Here is a 13,684-nt window from a genome sequence, read left to right on the forward strand (position 1 = left end):
CTCGGCCCGCCCGGAACCGTCCGCACGGTCGGATGCGATCAAACAGGGATCAGAAAACGATCAGACGACGAGCGGAACGGGGTGGATCTCGTCCGCGGGATGCCCGGTCCGCCGGTGGATCGCCTGCACCGCCTCCGCCGAGGGCGCCTCGGAGAGGCAGTACACGTGGCCGGACTCGGGGTCCGCCCAGGCCTGCTTGAAGTGGACTCCCCGTTCGCTTTCGATCGCCAGGTCCGCCTTGTGGGCGGCCATCAGCTCGTCCTTCGTGATGCCCTTCATGCCGGTGTGCACGTCCATGAACGCGGGCATGTCGCACCTCCTCCTCGCGGGTGCTTGCTTCTCCCTTCCATGGTCGACCCATGGCCGGAAAACGTCCCTGCGAAACGGGTGCACCGTACGTGCGGGCGAGCTGTACGACTGCCGGGACCTGGGGAGTTCCCGGAATAACCACCCCGAACGGGGGACCCCGTCACTTCCGCCCGTTCCGCTTCCCCGCACCCCCCGTGCTCGCTACTCTACGTGGCGGTAATCAGCTGATACTCGCACGTCACTTCCCCGTGCGCACGTGCCGGCACAACAGGCGGAGAACAGATGACAAGACAGAGCCGGCGCACCTTCCTCACGTACCTGGTCGCGGCGCCGACGCTGGCCGTCGCCACCCGGGCCGGGGCCGAGACGCTGGCCCCGCAGCAGGCCCACGCGGTCATCCCCACCCTGCCCGCCCCCGCCGACCTGATCGACCTCGGCGACCTGTTCATCCTCGCCGGTGCGCCCACCGCCGGACTGCTGGTTCTGACCGTGGAGGCGGACGGCACCATCCGGTTCCGGCTGCCCCGCGAGGAGGTCGGCCAGGGCCTGACCACCGCCGTGGCCATGCTCGTCGCGGAGGAACTCGACACCCCGCTGGACCGGGTCCGGGTGGAACTCGACGACGCCCGCCCCGAACTGCTCTTCAACCAGCTCACCGGAAGTTCCAACTCCATCCGCTCGCTCTACGGGCCGGTCCGGCAGTGCGCCGCCACCGCCCGGGCCCGGCTGGTCGCGGCCGCCGCCGCCCGCTGGGGGCTCGCCCCGTCCCTCCTGACCACCGAGAACGGCGCCGTCCGCGCCGGCGACGGCCGGACCGCCTCCTACGGCGAGCTCGCCGAGGCGGCCGCCGACCCCGCGCTGCTCGTCCTCGGCGCCACCCCCAAACCCGCGGCCGAACACACCCTCGTCGGCCGGCCCACCTCCCGGGTGGACGCCCGCGCCATGGTCACCGGCCGCCAGCAGTACACCCTCGACCTGGACGTACCCGGGGCCAAGCCCTGCGTGGTGCGCCGACCGCCCACCCTCGGCGGCACCGTGGTCTCGGTCGCCAACACGGCGGCCGTCCGGGCCATGCCGGGCGTGCTCCACGTGGTCACGGTCCCCACCGGTGTCGCCGTCGTAGCGGAAACGTTCGGTCAGGCCCTTGATGCCAGGGCCGCCCTCCAGGTGACCTGGGGTCCCGGACCCGCGGACCACCTCTCGGACGACGGGATTCGCGCGAAACTCCGGGCCGCCACGCCGCCGTTGCTCGTGCCGCCGCTGCTCACCCCTTACCTGGACGCCGAGTTCGACTTCGCCTTCGTCAGCCACGCCCCGCTGGAGACCAACTGCGCGATCGCCGACGTACGCGCGGACCGCGCCGAGATCTGGTCCGGTCTGAAGTCGCCGATCGTGGCCCGCCAGACCATCGCCGCCGAACTGGGCCTGCCCGTGGACCGGGTGGCCGTCCACGTGGTGCAGGCCGGCGGCTCCTTCGGGCGGAGGCTCTTCTTCGACGGCGCCCTGGAGGCCGCCCGCGTCTCGAAGGCGTGCGGGCGGCCGGTCCGGCTGATGTGGACCCGGGTCGACGACACCCGGCACGGCCGGATGCGTCCCGCCACCCACCACCGCATACGCGCCACCTACGCGCTCGGCGAGGTGCTCAGCTTCGAGCACCGGGTGGCCGCCGCGGAGACCGACTTCCGGCACGGCCTGGGCGAGATCATCACCGCCACCGCCGCGCACCTCCCGCTGGGCATCGGCAACGCCACGCTCGCCCAGACCCTGTTCCTCACCACCGTGAAGTCCCCGTACCACTTCGGCCTGACCACCCAGGCGCTGACCGAGGTGCCCACCGGCATCCCCACCGGGTCCTGGCGCTCGGTGTACTCCGCCAACACCCGCGGCGCCGAGGAGATCGTGGTCGACGAACTCGCCGCCCGGCTCGGCCGGGACCCGTACCGGTTCCGCCGCACGTTCCTGAAGACCGCGGCCCAGCGCGCGGTGCTGGACAGGGCCGCGGCCGAGGGGGACTGGGGGCGGGCCATGGAGCCCGGCCGCGCCCAGGGCATCGCCTTCCACGAGGAGTACAAATCCCGCACCGCCTGCCTGGTGGAGATCGACGCCCGGGACCGGGAACGGGTCCGCGTCACCAAGGCGGTCATCGTGGTGGACGTGGGCCTGCCGGTCAACCCGCGCGGGCTGGAGGCGCAGATGGCCGGCGGGCTCGTCGACGCCATCTCGACCACCCTCCGGGCCGGGCTGCACATCGACAAGGGCCTCCCCGTGGAAGGCAGTTACAGCCAGTTCCACTGGGCCAGGCAGCAGGACACCCCGCGCGAGGTCAAGGTGATCGTGATGCCCGCCACGGGCGACGAGCCGGGCGGAGCCGGTGAGCTCGGGGTGCCCGCCGCCGTCGGCGCAATCGCCAACGCCTACGCCCGGGCCACCGGGACCAGGCCCCGCAGCTTCCCCCTCGACTTCGACATCGACTTCACTCCCTACCCGCGCTGACCCGGGCCCCGCCGACCCCCACCCGCCACCCGCTCCCTCCGAGATCCTGGAGTTCCCGCGTGCCCTCGCACACCTTCACCGTCAACGGGCGGAACGTCACCGTCGACGCTCCCGACGACCTGCCGCTGCTGTGGGTGCTGAGGGACATCCTGGGCATCCGCGGCCCCAAGTACGGCTGCGGGGTGGACGTCTGCAAGGCGTGCACCAGCCACCTCGACGGTGCCGACATCCGCCCCTGTGTGGTCCCCGTGTCGGCGTGCGCCGGGCGCGAGGTGACCACCATCGAAGGACTCGCCGACGGGGACACCCTGCACCCCGTGCAGGAGGCGTGGCTGGAACAGGACGTCGCCCAGTGCGGTTTCTGCCAGCCCGGCCAGATCATGGCGGCCGTCGCCCTGCTGAAGCGGACCACCGATCCCACCGACGAGGACCTCGACGCCATCGCCAACATATGCCGCTGCGGCACGTACGTCCGCATCCGCGAGGCGATCCGCAGCGCGGCCGCCCGTATGTGACGACCTGCGGGGAGGGCGCTCGGAGCAGCGTCCGAGGCGTGCCCGGGGCGCGTGAGGGGGCGTGTTCGGGGGCGGGGCCCGGCGCTCCCCCGTGAGTACCGGGACCCGACCGCCCGGGCACCAACCTAGGCCGGTCCGCGGTCCGTTGCAGGATTCGTTCTGCCCAGTGGTTCAAGGAGACCGGTATCACTGCGCACAGTGTGCGTCCCGGTGTTGAATGACCGGTCCCGCCATCCGAAGGGACCCCGCCATCCAGCCCTGGAACCGCTCCGACGACATCCTCAAGGCGCACCGGCTCGCCCACACCGGCGGCTCGGCCGCCCTGCTGCGCTGGCTCTCCGTCCGGCTGGGCGGCTGGACCGGTGTCCTGGAGGCCGGCGGCCCGCCGGCCGGGCCGGAACCCGGGCTGGCCGCCCGGGCCGCCGCCGAGCTGACCGCCCGCCAGGTCAGCTCCGCCGTCGTCGACGGCCCGGCGGCCACCGCCCTGCTGTTCGCGCTGGACGGGCGCGGCGCGCTGGCCGCCGTACTGCCCCGCCCCTATCCGCCGGGCGCGTCCGCGCTGCTGGCCGACGCGGCCGTGCCGCTGGCCCTGGTCCGCCGGGCCGAGGAGGCCGCACGGCGCGAGGAGCGGGTCGCGCTGGCGGAGTCCCGGGCCCGGGAGGCCGTGCTGCACCTGCTGATGAACGGCCGGCTGTCCACCGCCCACCAGGTCGCCGAGGCCCTCACCCCGTCGCTGCCCGACCCGATGCGGATGTACGTGGTCGAGTGCCGCACCGGGACCCGGGAGGAGGTGGGCCGACTGTGCGCGGAACTGACCGGCGGGCGGGCCTGGGTGGTGCGCTGCCCGGTGTACGTACGCCATCTCATCGCGCTGGTCCCCACCGACGTGGCGGCGGTCTCCGCCGACCAGGACCCACTGGCCGGGGCGCTGGCCGCGGCCGCTCCCGACTGCGTGACCGGGGTCAGCGAGGAGACCGCGCTGCGGGACGCCCCCGCGGCCTACTCCCAGGCGTTCCACGCCCTGGCCGTGGCGCGCGGGCGCGCCGAACGGCACGCCCGCTTCGGCCCCGGCCCGGAGCTCGAACTGGCCGCGCACGCCGCCGGGGCCGGGTGGGCCGAAACCCTGCTCGCGCCGCTGCACACGTATGCCCCCAGGCGCCCGCAGGACCCGGGAGCGCAGGAGCTGCGGGCCACCGCCCACGCCTGGCTGAATTTCACCTCGCACGCCACCCGGCTGCTGCGGATCCACCGGAACACCCTGGCCACCCGGCTGCGGCTGGTGGAGGACATCCTCGGGCTGGACCTCACGCGGCTCGGGCACCAGGCGGCGCTGTCGCTGGCCCTCCGCCTGACCCCCGGGGGCGCCGGCGGCAGGCCGGGTGCCGGGTCCGCATCGCATCCCGTGGCCGCGCCGGGTCCCGTGGCCGCGCCAGGTCCCGTGTCCGCACCGGGTCCCGTGTCCGCACCGGGCGGCTTCCCGGCGGGGGACTCCGGGCCGGTCGGCTCAGGGCTGGACGACGTACTGCGCGCCCCCGACCTGGCCGACTGGGCCCGCCGCCACCTGGCCCCGCTGACCGGGCCCGACGCACCGCCCGGCGCCCGGGACACGGTCCGCGCCTGGCTGCGCCACGAGGCCCAACTCGTCCCGGCGGCGGCCGCGCTCGGCATCTCCGTACCCGGCGTACGCAAACGGCTCACCCGGATCGAGATGCTGCTGGAACGGTCCCTGCTGCAGTCGCCCAGTGCCCGCCACGACCTGTGGCTGGCCCATCGGGCCGAGGAACTCACCGGGTGGCACACCCGCTGAACCACCCGGGGTCAGACGAAACGGGCTGATCGTCGCCGATCATTCCGGAATGAGGCGTATCAACCCGAAACGCGTGCTGGTCGGTGAACCGCTCGACACCGCCCGGCTGGGCGAGACCCTGCTCCCCAAACGGCTCGCCCTGCCGATCTTCTGCAGCGACCCACTCTCCTCGGTCGCGTACGCCACCGAGGAGATCCTGATCATCCTCGCCCTCGGCGGGGTGGCGCTGCTCCACCTCGCCTGGTATGCGGCGGCCGCGATCGTCTTCCTGCTGCTGGTCGTCGTCGCTTCGTACCGGCAGACCTGCCACGCCTACCCCAACGGCGGCGGGGCGTACGTCGTCAGCAAGGAGAACCTCGGCGAGTCCGCCGCGCTGACCGCCGCGAGCGCCCTGCTCGTGGACTACGTCCTCACCGTCGCCGTCTCCGTCGTCTCCGGGGTCGACGCCATCACCTCCGCGATCCCCGCCCTGGACGACCACGAAGTCGGCCTGTCCGTCGGCTTCGTGGTGCTGCTGACGGTGATGAACCTGCGGGGGGTGCGCGAGTCGGGACGGGTCTTCGCCATCCCCACCTACGGGTTCGTCCTCATCGTCTACGTGATGTTCGCCGTGGCCGCCGTCCGCCTCGGCACCGGCCAGACCATCCGCGCCGAATCCGCCGACCTCCCCATCATCCCGACCGGCAGCTACACCGGACTGGCCGTGGTGCTGCTCGCGATGCGCGCCTTTGCCTCGGGCTGCACCGCGCTCACCGGCGTGGAGGCCATCAGCAACGGGGTGCCCGCCTTCCGCAAGCCCAAGAGTCGCAACGCGGCCACCACCCTGACCGCGATGGGGGCGCTGTCGGTCACCATGTTCTCCGGCATCACCGCGCTGGCCATGGTGTACCAGGTGCACGTGGCTGCGGATCCGACGGAGCTCGGCCTGCCGCCCGGGACCCCGACCTCCACCGCCCTCGCCCAGATCGGCCGCGCCACCTTCGGGGACTGGCACTTCCTCTTCTACCTGCTCCAGGCGGCCACCGCCGGGGTGCTGATCCTCGCCGCGAACACCGCCTTCAACGGCTTCCCGATGCTCGCGTCGATCCTCGCCCGGGACCGGTACGCGCCGCGCCAGCTCGCCAACCGCGGCGACCGGCTCGTCTACTCCAACGGCATCGTGCTGCTGGCCCTCACCGCCATCACGCTGATCGTCGCCTTCGACGCCAGTCTGACCCGCCTGATCCAGCTCTACATCATCGGCGTCTTCGTCTCCTTCACGCTCTCCCAGTCCGGAATGGTGCGGCACTGGAACCGGGTGCTCGCCGATCCCGCCACCCCGGCCGGCGAACGCGTCCGGATCCACCGCAGCCGCGCGATCAACGCGGTCGGCGCCACCATGACCTGTGTGGTCCTGGTCATCGTCCTGATCACCAAGTTCACCCACGGCGCCTGGCTGGTGGTCATCGCCATGCCGCTGCTGTTCCTCGGCATGAAGACCGTACGACGGCACTACGACCAGGTCGCCCGGCAGGTGGCGGTCGCCCCCGGGGTGAAGCCGCGCAGGCCGGCCCGGCACCACGTCGTGGTCCTGGTCTCCGCCGTGCACGCACCCACCCTCAAGGCCCTCGGGTTCGCCGGCGCGCTGCGTCCGGACACCCTGACGGCGCTGAGCGTGGCCGCCGACGAGGCCGCGGCCGCCGAGCTGCGCGAGCAGTGGGCGGCGCACGATCCCGGCGTCCCGCTCACGATCCTGCACTCGCCCTACCGCGAGGTGGTCCGCCCGGTGCTGACGCACCTGCAGGAACTCGCCGCCCGGGAGTCCGGAGGCGTGCTGTCCGTGGTGATCCCCGAATTCGTGGTCGGCCGCTGGTGGGAGCAGCCCCTGCACAACCAGAGCGCGCTGCGGCTCAAGGCCCGGCTGCTGTTCACCCCGGAGGTGGCGGTGATCGACGTCCCCTACCTGCTGGAGTCGGCGAAGCGGACCTCCCGGCCCGGAGGCGGTGGCCGCGGCCGCGTCGACGGAGGGGAAGGGGACGGTGGGGGAGAGGACGGAAGGGAGCAGTGGGGCGGGGGTGGGCTAACGTGAGCTGAGCACTGCACTTGCAGTACTCACACACCGTACCCGCATGCCGCACGCGCATGCCGGATCCGAACCAGGGGAGGACGCCGTGCGCCAGAACCCGGAGCGCCGTGCCGCGCTGCTCGACGCCGCCATCGAGGTCCTCGCCCGCGAGGGCTCACGCGGCCTGACCCTGCGGGCGGTGGACAAGGAGGCGGGCGTACCCACCGGCACCGCCTCGAACTACTTCGCCAACCGGGCCCAGCTGCTCGGCCAGATCCTGCACCGGACCCGCGAGCGGCTGGTGCCCGACGAGTCCGTGCTGACCGGGCCGCTGGACACCGCGCACCTGCTGCGCGACCTGCTGGCCCGGATGCGGCGTGAGCGCAGCGTGCACATCGCGATGCTGGAGCTGCGGCTGGAGGCCACCCGGCGCCCCGAGCTCGGGGAGGAGCTGGCCGGCTTCCTGGCGGCCGAGCTCGAGGCCAACGTGACCTGGCACCTGGACGCGGGCCTGCCGGGCGACCGGACCGGCGTGGTGCTGCTGTACCTGGCCATGCTGGGGCTGATCGTGGACGACCTGACCGTGCCCGCGCTGCTCGATCCGTACCCGGTCGACGGGCTGATCGACTCCATGGTGCGGCGGCTGCTCCCGACGGAACGGTGATCCGCGGTGATCCGCGGAGGTCCGGCGGCGGCGCAACCGTGATCCGCTGCCGCCGAAACCGTAATCCACAGGCACCCGATCCGGATCGCATCGGGACGTATCGTGGTGTGCCGGGGAACCGACCGCACCTCGGGAGGCACCGTGGAGCACGGCATCGCATGGCTGGCCGACTGGCCGGACTGGTACGCGGGACTGACCTTCGCCCGGGGCATCGGCCCCGAGGAGCTCGCCGCCCGGCTCGGCGCGGTGCCCGGGATACGCCCGGGTGATCTCGGTGCCTCGGATGCCTGGAGCCTCGCGATGGACGCGGTGGACGGGGACGGCGTGGCCCGGGTCGGAACGTGGGGCGACTGGTCCTTCGCGGTGGAGCACGGCGCCCCGGCCGGAGCGGAGCTGCTGGCCGAGATAGGCCGTGGCGGCACCGAGGCCGTGCACCTGGACCCGCAGCCCGATCACCCGCCCAAGCAGTTCTGGTACGCCCGTGACGGCGTGGTCGTCTGCTGCTTCGGACTGGGCGAGGAGGTGTGGCGGGGCGGGCACGAGCCGGACTTCCTGCTGCCGGAGCTCGTCTCCGCGGGCATACTCCACCCCGACGGCACCGATGCCAGGCCCGACCACGAACCGGGTGAGGAACGCGACCGGCGCACCCTGACCATGCTGGAACACCGCTTCGGGCTCTCGCTGCCGCGCCGTCTGGTCGCGGAGGCGCTCCTGCCGGCCTTCGTGACCGGCGCGGCCTGACCCGGCCGCCGGGCCGCGTCAGTCCGGGCCGCGTCAGTCCGTGCCGGACTCGCCGGCGTCGTGCACGAGCAGGGCGAGCTGCACCCGGTTGTTCAGGTCCAGCTTGGCCAGGATCCGCGAGACATGGGTCTTCACCGTCGGCAGCGAAAGGTACAGCTCGCGGGCGATCTCCGCGTTGGGGCTGCCGCGTCCCACGGCGAGCGCCACGTCCCGCTCCCGGCTGCCGAGCAGGGCCAAGCGGGCGCGGGCGGCCTCGGCGCGCTCCTCCCGGCCGTCCCGTCCCTCGCCCGTGACCTGGTCGATCAGCTGCCGGGTGATGGCGGGCGACAGCACCGGCTCCCCGGCCGCCACCTTCCGCACCGCCGTGACGATCTCCTGCGGCGGGGTGTCCTTCAGCAGGAATCCCGCAGCCCCGGCACGCAGGGCCCGCAGCACGTGCTCGTCGGTGTTGAAGGTGGTCAGCACGATCACCTCGGGCGCGCCCGGCCGGGCGCGCAGCGACTGGGTCGCGGCCAGTCCGTCGGTGCCGGGCATCCGGATGTCCATCAGCACCACCGCGGGGGAGTTCGCCGCCACCAGCGCGGGCACCTCGCTCCCGTCGGCCGCCTCACCGACGACCTCCAGGTCCGGGGCCCCGCCCAGCATCAGACGCAGCCCCGCCCGCACGATCGGGTCGTCGTCGACCAGCAGCAGCCGTATCACGGGCGGTACCTCACAGTCCTCACAGTCCCGGCGCGGGAGACTCCCAGGGTAGCCAGGCGGAGATCATGAACTCCCCGTCCACCGCCCCGTACGCGCACCGGCCGCCGGCCAGCCGGGCGCGCTCCGCCAGCCCGGCCAGCCCCTGACCGCCGCCACCGGCCGCCGCACCGGCCGCGGCCTGCGGCGGACCGGAAGCCGGACCGGAAGCCGGACCGGACACCGGGCCGGGCAGCGGGTTGGCCACCCGGACGGTCAGGCCGTCCCCCGGTCCGCCAGACACCGTCAGGCGCACGGGCGTCCCGGGTGCGTGCCTGCGCGCGTTCGTCAGCGCCTCCTGGACGATCCGGTACGCCGCCCGGCCGACGGCCGGCGAGGGCTCCGGCGAGGGCTCCGGCGGGGCCGGCGTCCCGCCGTCCCGCTCCGGGGGCCCGTCGAAGCCGATGTGCATCCCGGCCTGCCGGGACTCCGCCACCAGCCCGGCCACATCGGCCAGTCCCGGCTGCGGACGGCTCCCGAACCCCCCGGGCGGGGACCGCAGGACGCCGATGACCTCGCGCAGGTCCTGCAGCGCGAGGTGCGCCGACTCCCGGATCACCCCCGCCGCCCGCTCGATCTCGGCCCGGGGCGCCCCCGGATTGAACTCCAGCGCGCCCGCGTGCAGGCTCAGCAGTGACAGCCGGTGCCCGAGTACGTCGTGCATCTCGCGGGCGATCTCCTCCCGCGCCGTCCGCTGTGCCCGCTCCGCCCGCAGCGCCGCGTCGGCCTCCGCCAGCTCGGCCCGTTCCCGCAGCGAGGCGATCAACTGCTGCCGGGACCGCCGGAACAGCCCCCAGCCGAGCGCCCCGGCGATCAGCACGAAGTACGTCACGGCCGAACCCGCCCGGTCCTCCGCCAGGCCCGGCAGCCGCCACAGGAAGACCGGCAGCGGAGCGAACGCCAGGGCGGTGACCCAGGCCGTCACCCGCCAGGAGCGGCTCGCGGCCACCGTGAACACCGCGACCAGCGCCGGCCCCGTGAGGTAGTGCGCCACACCGCCCCCGAGGAGCAGCACCACGGCCAGCTGCACCGGCCACCGGCGGCGCAGGAACACCGCGGCACAGCCCAGCGCGCCGACCAGCTGGTCGGCGGTCCCCCAGGCCCCGGCGTACTCCTCGCCGGCCGGTACGGCACGGGTGCTGAGCACCGCGACGAAGGCGGCGAGCAGGAACAGTCCCAGGTCGGCCGCCCGGTCCCGGCGATCGGCGCGCATGCCGGGCAATCTATGCCGGGGGTGGGCGTTCCGGCGTCCCGGGTCCCGTGCCGGAGACTTCGGACGCGTGCACCGGTACTTGAGTACGACCCACCGGGACCCTGACGGCCGCCTTTCGTCACGCGCTCCGCCACCCGAAGCCCGACGCCCCGGGGGCCCGGCCCGCCCTACCGTCGGCTCATGACCTCATCGAGCTCTCCGACGCCCCGACCCACCTCCTCCTCCTCCTCGTCCTCCTCGTCCTCCTCCTCGTCCAACAAGGGATTCCTCGGCACCGTCGGGTTCCTGCTGTTCCTCGGCGCCGTCAGCGGCCTGCTGCACGAATGGCTCGGCTGGATCCGCCTGTTCGGCTTCCTCCGGTTCCTCGTGCCCTCCGGTCAGGAGGTGTTCGGGTACGCGGTGATGGCCGTGCTGGGCCTGGCGCTGTCCGCGTCCGCCGACCGGCTCAGCCGGCGTGGTCGCGGATGACCACCTCGGGAAGAGCTGCTCGCCGTGCCGGTGCGCGAGCCGCCGCCGTACCCGCTCGATCCGGCCAAGCTCGTCCTCCGGCGCACCCGGATGCACGTTCCGGTCGCACTCGGGGCACCAGATGACGAACCGGTCGGATCCGGTCCGTGCGTGGGTGCAGCCGGGGCAGTTCCCGCGCTGTGCCGCGAGGACCGTCCGGCTGCTGTTCAAGAGTTCCTCCCCCAGGTGCGGCCCTGTCCCGAGCCCCGGTCCGGGCAGGATGGGCGGTCGATTCGGTGATCTTCCGCTCGCGATGTGACCACCGTCAGCCGGATTCGGCCAATCCGAGTCACCTTCCGCGCATGTTCCGCTGGAAAATGCCAGAACCCCCTTCCGTAGTACGGAAGTTCAGTAAGTTCCTCTGTGTCGCCGCCGTACGACCGTGCGCTACGGAACATCTGGCCGGGAGGGGAGCCCGCGTGCCCGGGATCGATGAATGCCTGTTGCAAGCCATGACCCTGCCCGGTGCCCGGGGCGCCGCGCTGGTGGACTGGAGCAGCGGGCTGGCCCTCGGCACCGTGGGGGAGTCGCCCGTCGGCGACCACGAGACCACGGCGGCGGAGACCGCCGAACTGGCCCGGGCCGCCGCCGAATACGAATCCTTCGCGTCCGCCGGTGTGCCCGCGGACGAGCCTACCTTCATGTCCGCCGTGCGGGGTGCGGACGGCGGAGCGGCTGCCGCCAAGGGCGCGGCGGTGCCGGACGGGCCGCCGGTCGAGGACCTGATCGTCACCACCCGGACCGGGTACCACGTGCTGCGTTTCGTGAACACCAGCTTCGACAGCAGCGTCTTCCTCCACCTCTGGCTGGACAGAACGGAGGGCAACCTCGCCCTCGCCAGACTCAGACTCCGCGATCTCGCCGAAGGGCTGGTGCTGAGATGAGCGGCGCCCGCCAGATCGCCGACTGCGCGGTCGTATCGCCCCTGCTGAGCCGGCTCGCCGCCGAGCGCGCCACCGGTGCGCTGCTCCGCGACCGCGGCACCCTGTTCCTCGAGAACGGGCGCATCGTGCACGCGGAGAGCCCCGCCACCCCGGGCCTCGACGTGCTGCTGACCACCGGCGGCGGACTCGCCCCGGAACGCTGGCGGGAGGCCGTGGACCGGGCCGGAGCCCGCCGTCAGGTGGCCCGCTTCCTCGTGGACAGCGGTGGCCTGGCCGACGGCGAACTGGAGATATGCCACCTCGCCGCCATGTACGACGCGGCGTTCTTCGCCCTCTCTCCGGGCTCCGGCCCGTCCCGGTTCCGGCGCGGCGCCACCCACTGGATGGGCCAGGTCCGCTCCGTCCCCGCCGAGGCCGTCGAGCGCGAGACCCGGCGGCGCCGCGAACTGCTCGACGCGGTCTGGCCCTACCCGGCCCTCGACGCCGCTCCCGTGGTGCCCCGGCCGGCCGCCCCCGGCCAGACGGTCACCACCCGCCAGCGGATCCTGCTCCGCAAGGCGGACGGCCTCCGCACACCCGCCCAGCTGGCCTGGGTGCTCGGCCGTCCGGCCTTCCACACCCTGCTCGACGTACGGCGGCTCGCCGCGGCCGGACTGGTCGAGACCCCGCACGCGCCGGCCCCCCGACCGGTTGCGCCCCCCCTGCCCGACTGGGTCACCCAGGCGCAGAGCCCGGACGTGGCCCTGCTCCGCCGGCTCCGCGATGCCCTGGAGGCAAGCCTGTGAGGCTCCCGCTGCGGCCGCGTGCCGACCGGCGCCAGCCCGAAAGGAGAACGGTGACGGTTCCCGCCGAAGCCGAGACCGAGATACTCGCCGAGCTCCGGCGGCTGCGGGCCCGGGTCCCCCAGCTCACCGGGGCCCTCGCCGCCAGCGCCGACGGCCTGGTGCTGGCCCAGGACTCCGCGACCACCGAGGCCGAGGCGGTGGCCGCGCTCACGGCCGCCGCCCTCGGGGTCGCCCAGCGACTGGCGGACACCACCGGGCAGGGCGCCTTCCGTGAACTGCTCGTCCGCGGGGAGCACGGCTACATCGCCACCTACGCCGCGGGCGAGGCGGCCGTCCTCACCCTGCTCGCCGAGCCCCGTGCCAACGTCGGCCGGCTCCACCTGGAGGCCCGCCGCTCCAGCCTGCACATCGCCGGACTGATCGACGCCACCCTCGCCCGCCGGGGTCCCGGCGGGCGGCTCTGAAACGCCGCACACCCGGACATAACTGTCCATTTGCATCACAGTCCTCGTACATCACCGTCCCCGTACATCACCGTCACCGAAACGGAGAACCCTCATGGCCAACGTGGAAACCGTCCTCAAGGAAGCCATCACCACCATCGACGGCGCGGTCGGCGCGGCCCTCGTCGACTACAGCAGCGGCATGGCCCTCGGCACGGCCGGCGGCGGAAAGGACCTCGACCTCAACGTGGCCGCGGCAGGCAACACCGACGTGGTGCGCGCCAAGGTCCGCACGATGGAGCTGCTGAACCTGAAGGACGAGATCGAGGACATCCTGATCACCCTGGGTGGTCAGTACCACCTGATCCGGCTCCTCAAGGGGCGAAACTCCCAGGGCCTCTTCCTCTACCTGGCCCTCTCCAAGGACCGGGCCAACCTCGCGATGGCCCGTCACCAGCTCCGGCAGATCGAAACGGGCCTCGAGGTCTGACCGTCGTCAACGGAGCTGTCACCGGTGGGTCACAGTCCAGCGGCGGGCGGC

At 73.3% G+C, this 13,684-nt stretch carries 14 protein-coding genes; 11 read left to right on the forward strand and 3 right to left on the reverse strand.

Annotated elements, in window-relative coordinates:
- Positions 1 to 60 precede the first annotated feature (60 nt).
- Positions 61 to 309 carry an SCO4226 family nickel-binding protein gene (locus ACGFQ9_RS21550; RefSeq protein WP_393575697.1) on the reverse strand — a complete coding sequence of 83 codons (249 nt, stop codon included), beginning with the start codon at positions 307 to 309 and terminating at the stop codon, positions 61 to 63.
- Positions 310 to 591: 282 nt separating this feature from the next.
- Here ACGFQ9_RS21550 and ACGFQ9_RS21555 point away from each other — a divergent pair, with 282 nt between their 5' ends.
- The 6 genes from ACGFQ9_RS21555 to ACGFQ9_RS21580 all read left to right on the forward strand — a co-directional run bounded on the left by ACGFQ9_RS21555 (position 592) and on the right by ACGFQ9_RS21580 (position 8,573).
- Entirely contained in the window at positions 592 to 2,802 is a 2,211-nt protein-coding gene (locus ACGFQ9_RS21555; RefSeq protein WP_393575698.1) for a molybdopterin cofactor-binding domain-containing protein, read from the forward strand.
- A 59-nt stretch (positions 2,803 to 2,861) separates the two neighbouring features.
- Positions 2,862 to 3,317, forward strand: coding sequence for a (2Fe-2S)-binding protein (locus ACGFQ9_RS21560; protein ID WP_393575699.1), 456 nt, complete (start codon positions 2,862 to 2,864; stop codon positions 3,315 to 3,317).
- A gap of 217 nt (positions 3,318 to 3,534) precedes the next feature.
- A complete protein-coding gene (locus ACGFQ9_RS21565; RefSeq protein WP_393575701.1) occupies positions 3,535 to 5,124 on the forward strand; it encodes a helix-turn-helix domain-containing protein in 1,590 nt (529 codons plus the stop codon).
- A 49-nt stretch (positions 5,125 to 5,173) separates the two neighbouring features.
- Entirely contained in the window at positions 5,174 to 7,192 is a 2,019-nt protein-coding gene (locus ACGFQ9_RS21570) for an APC family permease (protein ID WP_393575702.1), read from the forward strand.
- Positions 7,193 to 7,232: 40 nt separating this feature from the next.
- Positions 7,233 to 7,832 (forward strand): TetR/AcrR family transcriptional regulator, encoded by a 600-nt coding sequence (locus tag ACGFQ9_RS21575; RefSeq protein ID WP_393575704.1) that lies wholly within the window; start codon positions 7,233 to 7,235, stop codon positions 7,830 to 7,832.
- A 141-nt stretch (positions 7,833 to 7,973) separates the two neighbouring features.
- The gene (locus ACGFQ9_RS21580) at positions 7,974 to 8,573 is read left to right on the forward strand and encodes a DUF6461 domain-containing protein (protein ID WP_393575705.1); all 600 of its coding nucleotides are present in this window, start codon (positions 7,974 to 7,976) and stop codon (positions 8,571 to 8,573) included.
- A gap of 33 nt (positions 8,574 to 8,606) precedes the next feature.
- On the opposite strand, the gene ACGFQ9_RS21585 is transcribed toward ACGFQ9_RS21580, so the two are convergent.
- Both ACGFQ9_RS21585 and ACGFQ9_RS21590 read right to left on the reverse strand, forming a co-directional pair.
- On the reverse strand, positions 8,607 to 9,275 hold the full coding sequence (locus ACGFQ9_RS21585; RefSeq protein ID WP_393575707.1) for a response regulator: 669 nt from the start codon (positions 9,273 to 9,275) through the stop codon (positions 8,607 to 8,609).
- Between the two features lie 19 nt (positions 9,276 to 9,294).
- The gene (locus ACGFQ9_RS21590; protein WP_393575708.1) at positions 9,295 to 10,524 is read right to left on the reverse strand and encodes a sensor histidine kinase; all 1,230 of its coding nucleotides are present in this window, start codon (positions 10,522 to 10,524) and stop codon (positions 9,295 to 9,297) included.
- A 180-nt stretch (positions 10,525 to 10,704) separates the two neighbouring features.
- Between ACGFQ9_RS21590 and ACGFQ9_RS21595 the strand changes: the two genes are divergently transcribed.
- The 5 genes from ACGFQ9_RS21595 to ACGFQ9_RS21615 all read left to right on the forward strand — a co-directional run bounded on the left by ACGFQ9_RS21595 (position 10,705) and on the right by ACGFQ9_RS21615 (position 13,633).
- On the forward strand, positions 10,705 to 10,992 hold the full coding sequence (locus ACGFQ9_RS21595; RefSeq protein WP_393575709.1) for a hypothetical protein: 288 nt from the start codon (positions 10,705 to 10,707) through the stop codon (positions 10,990 to 10,992).
- A 458-nt stretch (positions 10,993 to 11,450) separates the two neighbouring features.
- On the forward strand, positions 11,451 to 11,915 hold the full coding sequence (locus tag ACGFQ9_RS21600; RefSeq protein WP_393575711.1) for a hypothetical protein: 465 nt from the start codon (positions 11,451 to 11,453) through the stop codon (positions 11,913 to 11,915).
- On the forward strand, positions 11,912 to 12,700 hold the full coding sequence (locus ACGFQ9_RS21605; protein ID WP_393575712.1) for a transcriptional regulator: 789 nt from the start codon (positions 11,912 to 11,914) through the stop codon (positions 12,698 to 12,700). Before ACGFQ9_RS21600 ends, ACGFQ9_RS21605 begins: the two co-directional genes overlap by 4 nt.
- Positions 12,697 to 13,164 (forward strand): roadblock/LC7 domain-containing protein, encoded by a 468-nt coding sequence (locus ACGFQ9_RS21610; RefSeq protein WP_393575713.1) that lies wholly within the window; start codon positions 12,697 to 12,699, stop codon positions 13,162 to 13,164. Before ACGFQ9_RS21605 ends, ACGFQ9_RS21610 begins: the two co-directional genes overlap by 4 nt.
- Positions 13,165 to 13,258: 94 nt before the next feature.
- Positions 13,259 to 13,633, forward strand: a complete 375-nt coding sequence (locus ACGFQ9_RS21615) for a hypothetical protein (RefSeq protein ID WP_393575714.1) — start codon at positions 13,259 to 13,261, stop codon at positions 13,631 to 13,633.
- The last annotated feature ends 51 nt before the right edge of the window (positions 13,634 to 13,684 follow it).

Origin of the sequence: Streptomyces sp. NPDC048603, from assembly GCF_043199475.1 — a bacterium.
GTDB lineage: Bacteria > Actinomycetota > Actinomycetes > Streptomycetales > Streptomycetaceae > Streptomyces.